The organism is Bradyrhizobium sp. JR3.5 (assembly GCF_054057015.1).
The window spans coordinates 4402540-4419211 of the sequence record NZ_JBSRYV010000002.1 but is presented as its reverse complement, the minus strand read 5'-3'; the positions used below and the strand labels follow the sequence as shown (position 1 = coordinate 4419211).

The 16672-nt window shown below is 67.3% G+C and carries 13 protein-coding genes and 2 pseudogenes; all 15 read left to right on the top strand.

Annotated elements, in window-relative coordinates; translation table 11 throughout:
* The 15 genes and pseudogenes from ACVWW1_RS38095 (at position 1) to ACVWW1_RS38025 (ending at position 16659) form a co-directional block, all read left to right on the top strand.
* Positions 1-1086 carry a branched-chain amino acid ABC transporter permease gene (locus ACVWW1_RS38095; protein WP_456659423.1) on the top strand — a complete coding sequence of 362 codons (1086 nt, stop codon included), beginning with the start codon at positions 1-3 and terminating at the stop codon, positions 1084-1086.
* A complete protein-coding gene (locus tag ACVWW1_RS38090) occupies positions 1079-1861 on the top strand; it encodes an ABC transporter ATP-binding protein (protein ID WP_021075866.1) in 783 nt (260 codons plus the stop codon). Before ACVWW1_RS38095 ends, ACVWW1_RS38090 begins: the two co-directional genes overlap by 8 nt.
* Positions 1854-4065: pseudogene (locus ACVWW1_RS38085) on the top strand (Tm-1-like ATP-binding domain-containing protein). Before ACVWW1_RS38090 ends, ACVWW1_RS38085 begins: the two are co-directional and overlap by 8 nt.
* Positions 4066-4068: 3 nt before the next feature.
* Complete coding sequence (locus ACVWW1_RS38080; protein WP_456659422.1) at positions 4069-4902, top strand: phosphoenolpyruvate hydrolase family protein; 834 nt, start codon at positions 4069-4071, stop codon at positions 4900-4902.
* A gap of 25 nt (positions 4903-4927) precedes the next feature.
* Positions 4928-7820, top strand: a pseudogene (locus ACVWW1_RS38075) (flotillin domain-containing protein).
* A 9-nt stretch (positions 7821-7829) separates the two neighbouring features.
* Positions 7830-8267, top strand: a complete 438-nt coding sequence (locus ACVWW1_RS38070; RefSeq protein WP_092124412.1) for an SRPBCC family protein — start codon at positions 7830-7832, stop codon at positions 8265-8267.
* Positions 8268-8483: 216 nt separating this feature from the next.
* Positions 8484-8927, top strand: coding sequence for an SRPBCC family protein (locus tag ACVWW1_RS38065; protein ID WP_456659421.1), 444 nt, complete (start codon positions 8484-8486; stop codon positions 8925-8927).
* 15 nt (positions 8928-8942) lie between these two features.
* A complete protein-coding gene (locus ACVWW1_RS38060) occupies positions 8943-9758 on the top strand; it encodes an FAD binding domain-containing protein (protein ID WP_456659420.1) in 816 nt (271 codons plus the stop codon).
* A gap of 6 nt (positions 9759-9764) precedes the next feature.
* Positions 9765-10244: a (2Fe-2S)-binding protein gene (locus tag ACVWW1_RS38055; protein WP_029082752.1), complete on the top strand. Its 480-nt coding sequence runs from the start codon at positions 9765-9767 to the stop codon at positions 10242-10244.
* 12 nt (positions 10245-10256) lie between these two features.
* On the top strand, positions 10257-11846 hold the full coding sequence (locus ACVWW1_RS38050) for a xanthine dehydrogenase family protein molybdopterin-binding subunit (protein ID WP_456659419.1): 1590 nt from the start codon (positions 10257-10259) through the stop codon (positions 11844-11846).
* Between the two features lie 2 nt (positions 11847-11848).
* A complete protein-coding gene (locus ACVWW1_RS38045; protein WP_028333322.1) occupies positions 11849-12871 on the top strand; it encodes a xanthine dehydrogenase family protein molybdopterin-binding subunit in 1023 nt (340 codons plus the stop codon).
* 9 nt (positions 12872-12880) lie between these two features.
* Positions 12881-13762 carry an AAA family ATPase gene (locus tag ACVWW1_RS38040; protein ID WP_342726979.1) on the top strand — a complete coding sequence of 294 codons (882 nt, stop codon included), beginning with the start codon at positions 12881-12883 and terminating at the stop codon, positions 13760-13762.
* Entirely contained in the window at positions 13759-14874 is a 1116-nt protein-coding gene (locus ACVWW1_RS38035) for a vWA domain-containing protein (protein ID WP_456659418.1), read from the top strand. Before ACVWW1_RS38040 ends, ACVWW1_RS38035 begins: the two co-directional genes overlap by 4 nt.
* Positions 14871-15761 carry an amidohydrolase family protein gene (locus ACVWW1_RS38030; RefSeq protein ID WP_456659417.1) on the top strand — a complete coding sequence of 297 codons (891 nt, stop codon included), beginning with the start codon at positions 14871-14873 and terminating at the stop codon, positions 15759-15761. The genes ACVWW1_RS38035 and ACVWW1_RS38030 overlap by 4 nt, the downstream gene beginning before the upstream one ends.
* 49 nt (positions 15762-15810) lie before the next feature.
* Positions 15811-16659, top strand: coding sequence for an MBL fold metallo-hydrolase (locus ACVWW1_RS38025; RefSeq protein WP_456659416.1), 849 nt, complete (start codon positions 15811-15813; stop codon positions 16657-16659).
* Positions 16660-16672 lie beyond the last annotated feature (13 nt).

Here is a 16672-nt window from a genome sequence, read left to right as displayed (position 1 = left end):
ATGTCGTTGCTGCAGAGCACCCAGTTCCGCCCCGACCCATCCGCCAACGCGACCCGCCGCGCCCTGATCCGCACCTGGCCGGAATTCCAGAACCCGGCGGCCTGGCTGGTCGCGCTGCTCCTCGTGATCATGCCGCTGATCGCCAACGGCTTCTTCCTGATCGAGATCTTCGCCACCACGCTGATCCTCGGCGTCATCGCGCTGAGCCTGATGTTCCTCGCCGGCTATGGTGGCATGGTCAGCCTGATGCAGCTCACCATCGCGGGCTTCGCCGGCTACATGGTCGCGGTGTTCGGCATGAGCGGCAACGCCAATATCAGCCTCGGCTGGCCGTGGTGGCTCGCCACCCCGATGGCGCTGGCGCTGGCGACGCTGTTCGGCACGCTCGGCGGCGCGCTCGCAGTGCGCACCGAGGGCATCTACACCATCATGATCACGCTGGCGATCGGCGCGGCGTTCTACTACTTCACCAACCAGAACTGGGCGATCTTCAACGGCCACACCGGCATCAACACCGTCGCGACCCCGCATTTCTGGGGCGTCGACTGGCGCGCCGACATCGCCTTCTATTATGTGACCCTCGGCGTCGCCGCGATCTGCTACTTCGCCGTCCAGTATGTCTCGCGCGCGCCGTTCGGCCTCGCGCTGCAAGGCGTCCGCGACAACCCCCGCCGCATGGCCGCACTGGGCTTCAATCCGAACGCGCATCGTATCGCGGCCTACGCCTTCGCCGCCTTCGTCGCGGCGCTCGGCGGCGTGCTGCAGGTCTGGAACTACCGGCAGATCTCGCCCGGCTCGGTCAGCGTCGGCGCCTGCATCGACGTCCTGATCATCGCCGTAGTCGGCGGCATCACCCGGCCGATCGGTCCGTTCATCGGTGCCCTCATCTTCGTGCTGCTGCGCACCTTCGCGCTCGACGTCTTGATCAAGTTCGGGCTCGACGGCAATCGCTTCCGGCTGCTGATCGGGCTCGGCTTCCTTGCCATCGTGTTCTGGTCGTCCGACGGCGTGATCGGCCTCTGGGAACGCTGGCGGCGGCGCAGCGCATCCGCGACGCAACGTTCGGGCGGAGGCCGCCATGGATAGCGTCGCGCAGCGACTGTCCGTGGTCGGCGCCGGCGCAGCCCTGGAGCTGCGCGGCGTGACCCGGCTGTTCGGTGCGCTGGCGGCGCTGACCGACGTCACCATCACCGTGCGGCCCGGCGAACGGCGCGCGGTGCTCGGCTCGAACGGCGCCGGCAAGACCACGCTGTTCAACTGCATCACCGGCGACTTCCCGCCCTCCTCCGGCACGATCCGCTTCTTCGGCGAGGACATCACCCAGTTTCCGCCCTATGAACGCATCCGCCGCGGACTGCGCCGCACCTACCAGATCTCGGCGCTGTTCCCCGGCCTCACCGTGCAGGACAACGTCTATCTCGCCTGCCGCGGCGTCTCCCGCGGGCGGTTCTCGTTGCTGCGCCCTGGGCAGAACGATGCGCTGATGCACGCGACCGAAACGCTGGTGCAGGCCGTGCACCTTGCCGGCGTCAAGGACCAGCGCGTCGCCGAGCTGGCGCACGGCCAGCAGCGCCAGCTCGAGATCGCACTCGCGCTGGCCGGCGCGCCGCGCTTCATCCTGTTCGACGAGCCGGCGGCGGGACTGTCGCCGACCGAGCGGCGCGAGCTGATCGAGATCCTGACCTCGCTGCCTGCGCATATCGGCTACATCATCATCGAGCACGACATGGACGTTGCGCTGCGCGTCGTCGAGAGCGTCACGATGATGCACAACGGCCGCATCTTCAAGGAAGGCCTGCCGCGCGAAATCGAGTCCGATCCCGAGGTGCAGGAGCTTTATCTCGGAGGCGGCCATGAATGAACGCCGCCCAGTTCCCGCACTCGAGGTGAAAGGCCTCGACGTCTACTACGGGCATTCGCATGCACTGCAGGGCGTCGACCTCACGCTCGATGCCGGCGTGTTCTCGGTGGTCGGCCGCAACGGCATGGGCAAGACCACGCTGTGCAAGGCCATCATGGGCCTGGTTCGCGCCAGCAGTGGCTCGATCCGGATTCGCGGCGAAGAGGCCACGCGGCTGAATCCGGCGCGGATCGCCCGGCTCGGCGTCGGCTACGTGCCGCAGGGCCGGCGCCTGTGGCGTTCGCTGACGGTCGACGAACACCTGGCGCTCGCCGGCGGCCTGCGCCGCGGCGCCTGGACCATCGAGCGGATCTACGACACCTTCCCGCGCCTTGCCGAACGCAAGAACAACGGCGGCAACCAGCTCTCCGGCGGCGAACAGCAGATGCTCGCGATCTCGCGCGCATTGCTCACCAACCCGCAGCTCCTGATCATGGACGAGCCGACCGAGGGCCTTGCGCCTGTGATCGTCGCGCAAGTCGAGGAGATGCTGCTGCGCCTCGGCGACGAAGGCGACATGGCCGTCCTGGTCATCGAGCAGAACATCGGCGTCGCGACCGCGGTGTCGCGCAACGTCGCCATCATGGTCAATGGCCGGATCAATCGCATCATCGACTCCGCCCGCCTTGCGACCGACCGCGAGCTGCAGCAGCGGCTGCTCGGCGTCGGCACCCACGGCGCTGACGAGATCGATGCCGAGACGGCGCCGAAAAAAGCTGAGGCGGCCGGCGCGCCGCAGCCGGAACGCAAGGGTCCGACTCGCATCTACGTCTCCAATCCCGTGCTGCCGACGCGCTGGTCGCAACCGGTGCCGATCGCTCGTATCGAGGCCGCTGCACGGACGCAGTCCATCGCCGTCACGCGTCTCGAGGAAGCAACCCGCTCTCGGCGCGAACCGGCGACGTCGAGGACATCGGGGCCGCCGGTCGTGCTGGTCGTCGGCACGCTCGATACCAAGGGTGCGGAGCTGCGCTTCATCCGCGATATCATCGCGGCCAGCGGCCTGCGCACCCGGCTGGTCGACGTCTCGACCAGCGGCAAGGCGACGAGCTGCGACGTCACCGCGCAGGAGATTGCCCTCAACCACGGCCGTGGCGGCTCCAGCGTATTCGGCACCGATCGCGGCGCCTCAGTGACCGCGATGGCGGACGCATTCGAGCGATGGTTGCGCCGCCAGGGCAATGTCGCCGGCATCATTTCCGCCGGGGGTTCGGGCGGCGCGTCGCTGGTCGCGCCGGGCATGCGCGCGCTTCCGATCGGCGTACCGAAGCTCATCATCTCGTCTGTCGCCTCCGGCGACGTCGGTCCCTATGTCGGGCCCGCCGACATCACCATGATGTATTCGGTGACCGACGTGCAAGGTCTCAACTCGATCTCGCGCACGGTGCTCGGCAACGGCGCCCCATGCCATGGTCGGCATGGTCAAGGCGCGGCTCGACGAACAGGCCGGCAAGCCACGCGATACGGGCCCTCATCTTCCGGCCATCGGCATCACCATGTTCGGCGTCACCACTCAGGCCGTGCAGAAGATCGCAGCTGACCTCCGCGAGGATTTCGAGTGCCTCGTCTTCCACGCCACCGGCGTCGGCGGCCGCTCGATGGAGAAGCTGGTCGAGTCCGGCCAGCTCGCCGGCGTCATCGATCTTACCACGACCGAGGTCTGCGACCTCCTGATGGGCGGCGTGTTCCCGGCTACCGACGACCGCTTCGGCGCCATCATCCGCAGCCGCGTGCCCTATGTCGGCTCAGTCGGCGCGCTGGATATGGTCAACTTCGGCGCGCCCGACACCATTCCGGAACGCTATCGGCAGCGCAAATTCCACGTCCACAATCCGCAGGTCACCTTGATGCGGACTACGCCGGAAGAGAATGAGCGGATGGGCCGCTGGATCGGCGAACGTCTCAACCAGATGGACGGGCCGGTGCGTTTCTTCCTGGCCGAGGGCGGCGTCTCAGCACTCGATGCGCCCGGCCAGCCGTTCTGGGACCCCGACGCCGGCGCGGCGCTGTTCCGCGCACTGGAGCGCACCGTACGCCAGACCGGCAACCGGCAGATCATCCGCATCAAGCGCAACATCAACGATCCCGAGTTCACGGCCGCCATCGTCAGCGCGTTCCGTCCGCTGCTCGGACGCGCCGGTGGCCGGCGGAGAGTGGCGAGGTGACCCATGCCCAGGTTTGAACGCGCGGCGCTGTTGAAGAAGTTTCACGCCATGATCGCACGCGGCGAGCCAATCGTCGGCGGCGGCGCCGGCACTGGCCTATCGGCAAAATGCGAGGAGGCCGGCGGCGTCGACCTGATCGTGATCTACAATTCCGGCCGCTACCGCATGGCCGGCCGCGGCTCGCTCGCCGGACTGATGCCGTATGGCGATGCCAATGCGATCGTCGTCGAGATGGCCGGCGAGGTGCTGCCGGTCGTGACCAAGACGCCGGTGCTCGCCGGGGTCAACGGCACCGATCCGTTCCGCGACATGGACGTGTTCCTCGACCAGCTCAAGGCGATCGGTTTCGCCGGCGTGCAGAACTTTCCGACCGTCGGCCTGATCGACGGCACCTTCCGCGCCAATCTCGAAGAGACCGGGATGTCCTATGCGCTCGAGATCGACATGATCGCGAAGGCGCATGACAAGAACATGCTGACCACGCCCTATGTGTTCAGCGAGCAGGAGGCGACCGCAATGGCGATCGCGGGCGCCGACATCATCGTCTGCCATATGGGCCTGACCACGGGCGGCACGATCGGCGCGCAGACCGCGCTGAAGCTCGCCGACTGCCCTGCCCGCATCGAGGCCTGGGCCGAGGCCGCACTCAGCGTCAATTCGAACATCATCGTGCTCGCGCATGGCGGCCCGATCGCGGACCCCGCGGATGCGGATTTCATCATGAAGAAGACCCGCAACTGCCACGGCTTCTACGGCGCCTCCTCGATGGAGCGCTTGCCGGTCGAGCGGGCGCTGACGGATCAGGTTCGCAAGTTCAAGGCGATCGGCGCGCGCTAACGCGCCGTGACCAAGGGAGGAAGAGATGTCGGGGATGCTGGTCGGTGAATTGATCCTCTGGCTCATCGTCGCAATCGTCGCGATCGTCATCATCGTCTATGTGGTGAATTGGCTCTACCACCGCTCATCGAAGGAAACTTCCTTCGTCCGGACCGGTTTCCTCGGCGAACGCGTGGTGATCAATGGCGGCGCCTTCGTGCTGCCGTTCATCCACGACTACACGCCGGTCAACATGAACGTGCTGCCGATGGGGATCGTGCGCTCCAGGCAGGATGCCGTCATCACCCGTGACCGCATGCGCGTCGACATCGAGGCCGATTTCTACGTCCGGGTGCAGGCGACCCGCGAAGCCGTCTCGATCGCCGCCGCCACGCTCGGCCGCCGCACCATGGAGCCCGAGCAGCTGCACACCCTGCTCTCCGGCAAGTTCATTTCCGCGATCCGCTCGGTTGCTTCCGAGATGACGATGGAGCAGATGCACGAGCAGCGCGGCGAATATGTCGCCCGCGTCAAGGCCAATGCAGCCGAAGCGCTGGCGCAGAATGGTCTCGAGCTCGAGTCGGTCGCGATCACGGATCTCGACCAGACCGACCTCGAATATTTCAACCCCTCGAACCGCTTCGACGCCGAAGGCCTGACCCGCCTGATGGAGGACATCGAGGCCAAGCGCAAGCTGCGTAACGACATCGAGCAGGACTCGATGATCAAGATCCGCTCCCGCAACCTGGAGGCCGAGCGGCAGGCGCTCGACATCGAGCGCGAGAGCGAGACCGCCCGCCTCGAGCAAGAACGCGACATCGAGATGCGCCGCGCCCTGCAGCGAACCGAAGTCGCTCGCGAGCGCGCGCTGCGCGAGACCGAGGCCGAGCAGGCCCAGATCACCGCGCGCGAAGCCATCGAATAAGGCGCGCATCGCCAACGAGCAGGCGATCACCGAGGCCCGGATCGCGTCGGAACGCGAGACCCGGCATCGGGAGATCGAGCGCACCCGCGCGGTCGAAGAGCGGGAGTTGCTGGCGCGCGAGGAGATCGAGAAGGCAAGGATCGCCAACCAGCGCTCGGTCGACACCACGCGCATCGCTTCCGAGCGCGAGGTCCGCCAGCGCGAGATCGAGCGGATGCGCACGGTGGAGGAAGCCGAGATCGCTGCCCGCGAGTCGATCGAAAAGGCCCGCATCCAGCAGGATCGCGTCGTCACCGACGCCCGCATCGCCAATGAGGAAGAAACCCGCCGCCGCGAGATCGAGCGCACCCGCGCCGTCGAGGAGGCCGAGATCGCGGCGCGCGAGGCCACCGAGAAGGCGCGCATCGCCCAGACCATGACGGTCAATGTCGAGCGCATCTCCTCCGACGAGCGCACCCGCGCGCTGGAGATCCAGCAGGTGCGGACCATCCAGGAAGCCGAGATCGAGGCCCAGAAATCGGTCGAGGCCGCCCGCATCATCAGAGAGAAGACGCTGGCCGCCGAGCGCATCGCCGCCGATCACACCACGCGCAAGCTCGAGATCGAGCGTAACCAGGCGATCGAGATCGCCGGGATCACCGCGCGCGACGCCACCGAGGCGTCGCGGATTGCGCAGGAGGAACATGTCCGGGCGCTCGAGATCGCGCGCACCCGTGCGATCGAGGAAGCCGACATCGCCTCGCGCGAATCGATCGAGGCGGCACGCATTTCGCTGGAGAAGTCGGTCGCCGCGCAGCGCATCCGTGCTGAGCGCGAGACCCGCGCGCTCGAGATCGAGCGCACCGGAGCGATCGAGGCCGCCGAGCTGAAGCGCCGCGACGCGGTCGAGCGGCAGCGCATCGATGTCGAGCTGGCGCTGGAGAGCGAGCGGATCACCTCCTCCAGGACCCGCGAGGTGCTCAACATCGACCAGAAGCGAGCGATCGAGCTCGCCGACGAGGAGCGCGTGATCGCGCTCGCCGCCAAGCGCTCGGAGCGGATCGATGCCGACCGGCAGGTGAAGCAGGCCGAGATCACGGCCCGCAAGGAGGTCGAGACCACCGATGTGACCCGCGAACAGGCGCTGGAGGCGGCGCGCATCGAACGGCGCCGCTCGATCGAGCAACTCGAGGTCGCCCGCAATCAATCGCTGCAGGAGGCCGAAATCGCGGCGCGTGAAGAAGTCGAGCGCGCCCGCATCGCGTCCGACCGCGGCCTCGACGAGGCCCGGATCGGACGCGAGCGCGAGCTGCGCAAGCTCGAGGTAAACAGGGAGAAGGACGTCGAGACCGCCTTGATGGAGAAGGCCATCGCGCTGCACCAGAAGTCGCTGGAGGAATCCGCGGCGCGCGCTGCCGCCGAGGACGCGAGGGTCCATGCCACCGAGGCGGCCGAGCGCGTCGTCACCGCGCGCGAGAGCGAGATCGCCAAGCGGCGCAAGACCGTCGAGGTGCTGCTCGCCGAGAAGCAGGCCGAGGAAACCAGGATCGCGGCCGGGGCCGAACGGGTCCGTGCTACCGTCGAGGCCGAGGCGCAGCGCCTGCTCAACGAGGCCGAGAACGTGCTGACCGACCAGGCGCGCTACTCGCTGTTCCGCCGCAAGCTGCTCGACCGGATCGAGGGCATCGTGCGCGAGAGCGTCAAGCCGATGGAGAAGATCGAGGGCATCCGCATCCTCCAGGTCGACGGGCTCAACGGCAACGGCAATGGCGGCGGTTCCGGCCGCAGCGCCACCGACGAGGTGATCGATTCGGCGCTGCGCTACCGCGTGCAGGCGCCGCTGATCGACTCGATCCTGTCGGATATCGGCGTCGAGGGCGGCAGCCTCGCGAAGATGCCCGGCCTGATCCGCGAGGCCCGGGACATGCAGGGCATCAAGGACTCCGCACGCAAGAGCGGCGCCGACGCCAAGCCGGCAGCGCCCGAGGGCGGCGGCGAGCCGCGCCCCGAACGCACGCCGCGCAAGAAGGACTGAGCTCGCAACATGGCACGGGTTTACGTCTCTACTGTCGTCAACGCCCGCAACGACCGGGTCTGGGCGCGCGTCCGTGATTTCAACGGGCTGCCGAACTGGCACCCTGCGATCGCCGAAAGCCGGATCGAGGGCGGCGAACCCTCGGACAAGATCGGCTGCGTCAGGGATTTCCGCCTGCGCAATGGCGATCGCATCCGCGAGAAGCTGCTCGGCCTGTCCGACTACGACATGTTCTGCACCTACTCGATCTTGGAATCGCCGATGGGCGTCGAGAACTATGTCGCGACGCTGCGGCTGACACCGGTCACCGATGGCGACCAGACGTTCATGGAGTGGACCGCCGAGTTCGACTGCGCGCCGGAGCGCGAGGCCGAGCTCGTCAACAATATCGGCGGCGGCGTGTTCCAGGGCGGATTCGACGCGCTGAAGCGGGCGTTCGGGGGATAGCGAAATGCATAGGCCAGATATCGCCGAGCAGACGGTCCACCTCTCCCCCTGTGGGAGAGGTCGGATCGCATCGCATGATGCGATCCGGGTGAGGGGTTGCCGTCCCTCGTGGGGCCGGAGCCCCCTCACCCGGCGCTACGCGCCGGCCTCTCCCCGTTGGGGAGAGGTGATACGCGCGGCCGCATTGATGCAAACGCGAGATATTGGAAGCTGACCGTGCCGCATATCGTCAAAAGCACGATCCTGGATGCACCGACCGATGCGGTGTGGGCCGTGCTGCGCGATTTCAACGGCCATGACCGCTGGCACCCAGCGGTCGCGACCAGCGGCATCGAGCGGGCACAGCCGTCCGACAAGATCGGCTGTGTCAGGCGCTTCAAGCTGAAGGACGGCTCCGAGCTGCGCGAGCAATTGCTGGCGCTGTCCGACCTGGAGCAGAGCTTCAGCTACTGCCTGCTCGACACGCCGGTCCCGATGTTCAACTACGTGGCGCATGTCCGCCTGCTGCCGGTCACCGACGGCGACCGCACCTTCTGGCACTGGGAATCGCGCTTCATGACGCGGACCGAGGACAAAGATCGCATCACGCACATGGTTGCGGAAGACATCTACCAGGCCGGCTTCGACGCCATCCGCCGGCATCTGAAGGAGGCCGCGTAAGCGGGGTAAGACATCATGCCAGTCACGGTGAAGACCTTCACCAGCACCAACGAGGCAGCGGCCGCGCTGTCGGATCGCAGCGCCCGCTATCTCGGCGGCGGCACGCTGGTGATGCGGGCGCTGAACGAGGGCGACATCTCGATCTCGACCGTCGTGCGCGCCAGCGACCAGGCGATGACGCGGATCGACGCCTCGGGCTCGCGCATCACGCTCGGCGCCGGCGTCACCTTCGCACGGATCCTGGCCGAGCGCGATCTCGGCTTCCTGCACGGCCCTGCCCGCTCGATCGGCGGACCGGCGGTGCGCAACATGGGCACGGTCGGCGGCAATTTGTTCGCGCCGGTGCCGTATGGCGACTTCACGGTCGCGATGCTTGCGCTCGATGCAATCGTGTCGGTACAGGGCGGGCTCGGCGGCCGCGAGATCGGAGTCGAGGAATTTTTGCAATCGCGCGACCGGCAGGCCGGCACGCTGGTGCTCGCGATCTCCTTTGCCAAGCCCGGCAGCGCTGACGCTTTCCGCTACCGCAAGATCGCGCGGATCAAGCCCAAGGGCGGCGCGGTGATCACGCTCGCGGCGCATCTGCCGGTCAACGGCAGCCGCATCGTCGGTGCCCGCGTCGCGCTCGGCTCAATGGCGCCAACCCCGATCCGCGCCCGCGCCGCCGAGCGCGCGCTGGAAGGACGCTCGCTCGACGCCTCCACGATCAGCGCAGCGGCGGCAGCAGCCGTCGAAGGAACTTCGCCCGAGGACAATGCGCTCGCCAGCGCCTGGTATCGCCGCGAGATCGTCGGCGTGCATCTCAGGCGCCTGTTGTCCGGTCAGGAATAAATCGCGATGGCCAAGACCCCTCTCCAATTTCAGCACAACGGCCGTGACGTCGCGATCTTCGTCGATGGCGGCACCAATCTTCTGGTCGCGCTGCGCGAGCTGATCGGCGACATGACGCCGAAATTCGGTTGCGGCCAGGGCGGCTGCGGCACCTGCAGCGTGCTGATCGACGGCGAACTGCATCTCTCCTGCCTGACGCTGGCCGAAACGGTCGCCGGCCGCTCGGTCGAGACGCTCGACGGCATCAAGGACGGTCCCAATCTGCACCCGCTGCAGCGCGCCTTCGCCGATAATTTCGCCGCGCAGTGCGGCTACTGCACGCCGGGCATGCTGATGGCCGCCAAGGCGCTGCTCGACCGCAATCCACAGCCGAGCCGCGCCGAAGTCGTCGAGGCGATCTCCGGCAATATCTGCCGCTGCACCGGCTATGAGCCGATCATCAACGCCGTGTTGGCCGCCGCTTCCGGTGGCCGGGCCCGCGCGTAAGGGAACAGTGCCATGCTGGAATTGCGCAAGGACCTCTTCGCCGACGAGCGCGACGATAATCTGAAAGAAATCGGCAAGGGCACACAGCGCCAGGACATGCTCGGCCATGTCACCGGCACCTCGCCCTATTTCGACGATCACAAGCTGCAGGGCATGCTGCACCTGAAGGTGGTCCGCAGCGCGCATGCTCATGCACGATTGCGGCGCATCGACACTTCGGAGGCCGAGCGGTCGCAGGGGGTGCGGCGCGTGATCCGCGCCTCCGACGTGCCGCGCAATTTGAACACGCTGCTCAGCCTGATCAATTTCGGCAAGGACGACGAGCCGTCGCTCGCGGTCGACAAGGTGCGCTACAAGGGCGAGCCGATCGTCGCGATCGTCGCCGACAGCCCGCGCGAAGCTTTTGAGGCGATCGCCAAGGTCAAGATCGACTACGAGCCGCTGCCGGCGGTGTTCGACGTTGAAGACGCGCTGAAGCCCGGCGCGCCCGTGGTCAACGAAGTGTACCCCAAGAACACCTTCACCTATCACGAGACCTATGATCGCCAGCAGCTTCGCTTTGGTGACGCCGACCGCGCGCTCGCCTCCGCCGACCATGTGCTGGAGCAGCGCTACCAGATGTCGCCGATCGAGCACGCGCCGACCGAGACCAACGGCTCGATCGCAGCGCCGGACACCAACGGCCGCTACATCGTCTACACCTCGACTCAGGCGCTGTTCTTCTCGGTTGACACCTGCGCCAAGATCCTCGATGTGCCCTCCAACACCTTCCACTTCATCGGCGGCACGGTCGGCGGCGGGTTCGGCGGCAAGGTCGATACCTTGACCGAGCCGCTCTGCATCCTCGGCGCGATGCTGACCGGACGACCGGTGCGCTACGTATTCGGGCGCGAGGAGGAGATGCAATACGGCCCGCCGCGCGGTGCCGAGCGCATCCACATCAAGGACGGCGTGATGCGGGACGGCCGCGTGGTCGCCCGCAAGGTGCGCGCCTATTTCGACAGCGGCGCCTATACGCGGCTGTCGAGCTATGCGGCGGTGAAATGCGCCGCGCATCTGCCCGGCCCTTACACGATCCCGAACGTCCATGGCGACGTCTACTGCGTCTTCACCAACCGGACGCCCGCGACCGCGATGCGCGGCTTCGGCGTCACGGCGATGGATTTCGCCATCGAATGCCAGATGGACAAGCTCGCCCATCTCGTCGGCATGGACCCGATGGAGTTCCGTATCCTCAATGCGTATCGCGACGGCGACATGAAGGCGCATCGGCGCGAGGCCAAGAACACTGCGCTGATCGAATGCGTGCAGGTCGCCGCGGAGAAGGCCAAATGGCCGCTCCGCGAGGAGTTCAAGCGCATGTCGTCGCGCAAGGATGGCGGCGGGATCCGTGCCGCCGTGACGCTGACGCCGCGCGAGACGCATGCGCCGGCGGCCGCACCGATCCAGCAGCGCACGACGTATGACCGCGCGCCGGCCACGACCCGCGAGCCGCCTCCGCCGCCCTCTTCAACGCCACCATCACCTCCGCCACCGCGGCCGGCCTCGCCGTCGCATGGTGCCACCCGCTTCTCATCCGTCTTCGGCACCAGGAGGCGCTGACCATGACCCGGCATCGCGGACGCGGCATCGCGTCAGTCAACTATCCCATCGGCATGAATCTCGGCGGCGATCCGAGCCAGGCGCTGGTGCATTCCAACCCGAGCGGCAAATTTACCGTGGCGTTGTCCTCGATCGATCTCGGCCAGGGCATGAAGTCGGTGACGCGGCAGATCTGCGCCGAAACGCTCGGCGTGCCGGTCGAGGACGTCTATGTCGACACCGCCGATTCCGACACCGGCCCGCATTGCATGGGCTCGTTCGCCTCGCGCGGCACCCATCGCGTCGGCAACGCCGTGATGGCCGCGGCGCGGGAAGCCCGCGGCGTGATGATGGAGGCGGCCGCCGAGGAGCTCGAGGTGAACGCCGCCGATCTCGAGACCGACGGCCGCGGTAACATCCACGTCAAGGGTGCGCCGCACCGCTCGATCTCGACCAAGGACGTCGCGATTGCCGCGCAGTTCAAGCAGGGCAAGACGATCTCCGGCCGCGGTATCTTCCTGGTGCCGCTGTCTGACGTCGACCCCGAAACCGGCGAGATGTCGCCGGCGACCTGTTATGCGCATGCCTGTCTCGTCGCGGAGGTTGAGGTCGACGACGAGACCGGCGAGGTCGACATGGTCAGGATGGATTCTGCCTATGAGCTCGGCCGCGCGCTCAATCCGCGGCTGGTCGAGCAGCAGCTGGTCGGCGGCGCCTGGATGGGTGTCAGCCACGCGCTCTACGAGACGCCGGAGCCCTATTATCCGGAGCCGGTGCATGGCCCGCGCGATTTCGTCGAATACCTGATGCCGGGCCCCGGCGATATCTGCCCGCACGACATTGCGGTGCTGGAACGCCCGGCGCCCGACGGCCCGTTCGGCGCCAAGGGACCCGGCGAGATGTGCGCCAATCCGGTGTTGCCCGCGGTCGCGAACGCGATCTTCAATGCAGTCGGCGTGCGTATCGACGACCTGCCGATCACGCCGGAGAAAGTGCTGCGCGCGATCAAGGCGCAAGGCGGTGCACGGCCGCAACCGCGGCGCTGAGGTCTCTTCATGCCGGTCCGCAGCAACATTGTCGGTATCGACAGCCCCGAGGCGCTGGAGAAGGCGCTGCGCGCGGCCTATTACCTCGCCGACGACGGCATCGCGACCGCCTCCTATCTCTCGCTCGCGCTCGGCAAGCCGCTGCTGCTCGAGGGCGCGCCGGGTGTCGGCAAGACCGAGGCCGCGAAAGCGATCGCCGCCGTGCTCGGCCGCAGGCTGATCCGCCTGCAATGCTATGAGGGCATCGACGCATCCGCCGCACTCTATGAGTGGAACTATCCGCGCCAGATGCTGGCGATCCGGCAGGCGGGCGAAGAGAGCATCGACATCTACGGCGAGTCGTTCCTGATCGAGCGGCCGATGCTCGCGGCACTTCGGGCGCCGGACGCGACCGTGCTCCTGATCGACGAAATCGACCGCGCCGACCAGGAGTTTGAGGCCTTCCTGCTCGAGTTCCTCTCCGACTTCCAGATCTCGATCCCCGAGCGCGGCACGGTGCGCGCCGCCGAGCATCCCGTGGTGGTGCTGACCTCGAACCGGACGCGCGACCTGCACGAGGCGCTGCGGCGGCGCTGCGTCTATCACTGGATCGATTATCCGAATGCCGAGCGCGAGGCCCGGATTGTGATGATGCGCGCCTCCAGCGTCGCCGAGGCGACTGCCCGCGCCGTGGTCGCCGCGGTCGGCCGGCTGCGCCGCGAGCCGCTGAGCAAGGCACCGGGGGTTGCCGAGGCGGTCGACTGGGCCGAGGCCGCAACCTTGCTCAACAAGGGTGGCGCGCGCTGGCCGGATGCCTTCAAGCGCTCGATCGGCGTTGCGCTGAAGGACGAGGAGGATCTGCATTTCATTTCACCCCGGCTCGATGCGATCATCGCGGAGGCAGCCGCGTGAGCGACGATCTCAAGCTGCCGCGCGCCGCGCAGATCTTCGTCACCTTTGTCGCGCTGCTGCGCGCCAACGGCTTCCTGGTCGCGCCGGAACAGACGACGAGCTTCCTCGCCGCGATCGAACTGCTGGGGCCGCGCAGCCTGGAGCACATCCGCCGGGCCGGGCTAGCCACGCTGGCGCCGCCGCCGGAGCGCCGCGCGACGTTTGACCGGTTGTTCGACATCCATTTCCGCGGCACTGATGCCATCGAGCAGGCCGAGGGCGAGGACGAGGAGACCGTTCGCCTGCAGGAGGAAGGCCGCGGCGAGGACGAGCCGCCGCTCGCCGATGAGGCCAATGAATCCGGCCTCGCCGCGGCGCACGCCGAAGCACTGGTCGAGCGCCGTTTTGCGCAGACAACAACCAGCGATCCGCTGCGCCGGCTGTCGCGCGAGGCGGACCGGCGGCTGCCGCGGCGCCGCGGCCACCGGCGGCGGCGCGCGAAGAGCGGCCCGTTCGCCGACCTTCGCCGCACCCTGCGTGACAGCGTGCGCAATGACGGCGAGGTGCTGCGGCTCGGCCGGATGCGCCGCCGCCAGCGTCCGCGCAAGATCCTGCTCCTGATCGACGTCTCCGGCTCGATGAAGGCGCGCACCGAGGAGAACATGAGGCTCGCACATGTGCTGGTGCAGGCGGCCAGCAATGTCGAGGTGTTCACCTTCGGCACGCGGCTGACCCGTGTCACCCGGGCGCTGCGATTGAAGCGTCGCGAGCAGGCGCTGAACGCCGCCTCCTTCCTGGTCAGCGATTGGGACGGCGGCACAAGGATCGGCGACGCGTTGCAAGCCTTCCTCGCTGTGCCGCGGTTCGGCGGATATGCCCGCGGCGCCGCGGTGGTGATCGTCTCGGACGGCCTCGAGCGCGGCGATCCGGCCGCGCTGCGCGACGCCGTCGCAAAGCTGTCGCGCCGGGCCTGGCGGGTGAGCTGGCTGACGCCGCTCGCAACCTCGCCCGGCTTCAAGCCGCAAACCGAGGCGCTGATCGCGATCCAGCGCTTTGTCGATCTCGTGGACGGCGGATCGAGCGCAGCCGTGGTTGCGCACCTGCTGTCGCTTGGAACAAGGAGAGCTGCGTGACCGGCATTGTCGACGGACATCATCACATCTGGCGTCGGGCCGATCTCGCCTGGCTGTCCGGCCCGATGCAGCCGCGCATCTTCGGCCCCTACGAGCCGATCCGCCGCGACTACCCGATCGAGGAATATCTCGACGACCTCAAGGGGACCGGCGTCACCCGATCGGTCTATGTCCAGACCAACTGGCCGAACGGCCAGTTCGAGGACGAGGCGGCCTGGGTGCAGCAGACCGCCGACCGGCACGGCTGGCCGCACGCGCTCGTCGCCTATGCCGATTTCACCGTCGACGACGTCCGTCCGCAGCTCGATCGGTTGAAGCGTTATCCTCTGGTGCGCGGGGTACGCATGCAGTTGCACTGGCACGAAAACCCGCTCTACCGCTTCGCGGCCCGTCCCGATCTCTGCACCGATCCGGTGATCCGGCGCAATGTCGGCCATCTCGCCGACTATGGCTGGAGCTTCGACCTGCAGGTGTTCGCGCCGCAGATGGCCGATGCGGCCGGCCTCGCCGAGGCCTGCCCCGACGTGACGTTCATCCTGCAACATGCCGGCATGCTGGAGGATCTGTCGCCGCAGGGCCGCGCCGCCTGGCGCGCCGGCATGGCCCGGCTCGCACAATGTCCCAACGTGGTGTCGAAACTGTCCGGACTCGGCACCTTCATCCATCGCAACGATACCACGCATATCGCCGGCGTCATGATCGACACGGTCGCGATCTTCGGCGCGGACCGCTGCCTGTTCGGCTCGAACTTTCCGATCGAGAAGCTGTGGACCAGCTACCGCGATCTCATCGACGCCTTCAAGGCGGCCGCCGAACGGCTCAGCCGCGAGCAGCGCGAGGCGATCTTCAGCACAACGGCGGCGCGGGTCTATCGGCTGGGGCCATAGGCGCGCTGCGGACGAACATAACAACGAACACGAATTGGGAGGGAGAAAGATGCCGTTGGAGATCAAGATCCTGGACTATGGCGATATCGAGCTGGAATCGAGCTTCCTCGTGCTCGGGCACAATTGCGGCCGCACCCGCCGAGTGCTGACGCTCGGCTTCCTGATCCTCGGCGGCCCCTACCCCGTGCTGGTCGATACCGGCTATCGCTCCAACCAGATCATGGAGACGCTCGGCATGCGCGGCCTCCAGTTCCACGAGAACATGATCGAGAACCAGCTCGCCCGCCACGGCGTGCGCATGGGCGACGTCCGTTTCGTCTGCCACACCCATCTGCACATCGACCATGCCGGCAAGGACGATCTGTTCCCAATGAACACGACCGTCGTCGTCAATCGCAAGGAACTGGAATATTCCGTCTCCGGCCTGATGCACCCGCAATATCCCGCACCCGACATCAAGCACCTGATCGACCGCTTGCACACCAAGAGCGCGCTGCGCTTCCTCGACCTCGAGATCACCGGCCCGGTCGAGCTGATGCCGGGCGTCTATTGCGACGCCGCCAACGCCCACACCGAAGGCTCGATGAACATCCACATCCACACCGCCGACGGCATCGCGACGATCTGCGGTGACGTGATCTACGATTTCAACGACCAGATCGTGACGCCCTTCAACGAAATCCAGGACGCCGAGCCGCGCACCACGGGCAACCACGGTACCAGCAAGCGCGCCGAGAAGGCCGCGATCAAGAAGCTGCTCTCCAGCTCGCGCTATCTGCTGCCGGTGCACGATCGCCCGGCGAAGATCGAGGGCGGCATGGTGGTCGGCCGGATGCACGACCAGGTGCCCGGGCCCGTCGTGCAGAGCCTGCCGCAACGCAACTGGTTTCCGGCGTAACAGCGAGGACGAA

Excerpts from the sequence above, each read along its gene's own strand:
- ACVWW1_RS38090 (WP_021075866.1), top strand. The coding sequence starts at position 1,079 with ATGGATAGCGTCGCGCAGCGACTGTCCGTGGTCGGCGCCGGCGCAGCC.
- ACVWW1_RS38050 (WP_456659419.1), top strand. The coding sequence starts at position 10,257 with ATGCTGGAATTGCGCAAGGACCTCTTCGCCGACGAGCGCGACGATAAT.
- ACVWW1_RS38060 (WP_456659420.1), top strand. The coding sequence starts at position 8,943 with ATGCCAGTCACGGTGAAGACCTTCACCAGCACCAACGAGGCAGCGGCC.
- ACVWW1_RS38025 (WP_456659416.1), top strand. The coding sequence starts at position 15,811 with ATGCCGTTGGAGATCAAGATCCTGGACTATGGCGATATCGAGCTGGAA.
- ACVWW1_RS38070 (WP_092124412.1), top strand. The coding sequence starts at position 7,830 with ATGGCACGGGTTTACGTCTCTACTGTCGTCAACGCCCGCAACGACCGG.
- ACVWW1_RS38045 (WP_028333322.1), top strand. The coding sequence starts at position 11,849 with ATGACCCGGCATCGCGGACGCGGCATCGCGTCAGTCAACTATCCCATC.
- ACVWW1_RS38080 (WP_456659422.1), top strand. The coding sequence starts at position 4,069 with ATGCCCAGGTTTGAACGCGCGGCGCTGTTGAAGAAGTTTCACGCCATG.
- ACVWW1_RS38040 (WP_342726979.1), top strand. The coding sequence starts at position 12,881 with ATGCCGGTCCGCAGCAACATTGTCGGTATCGACAGCCCCGAGGCGCTG.
- ACVWW1_RS38055 (WP_029082752.1), top strand. The coding sequence starts at position 9,765 with ATGGCCAAGACCCCTCTCCAATTTCAGCACAACGGCCGTGACGTCGCG.
- ACVWW1_RS38095 (WP_456659423.1), top strand. The coding sequence starts at position 1 with ATGTCGTTGCTGCAGAGCACCCAGTTCCGCCCCGACCCATCCGCCAAC.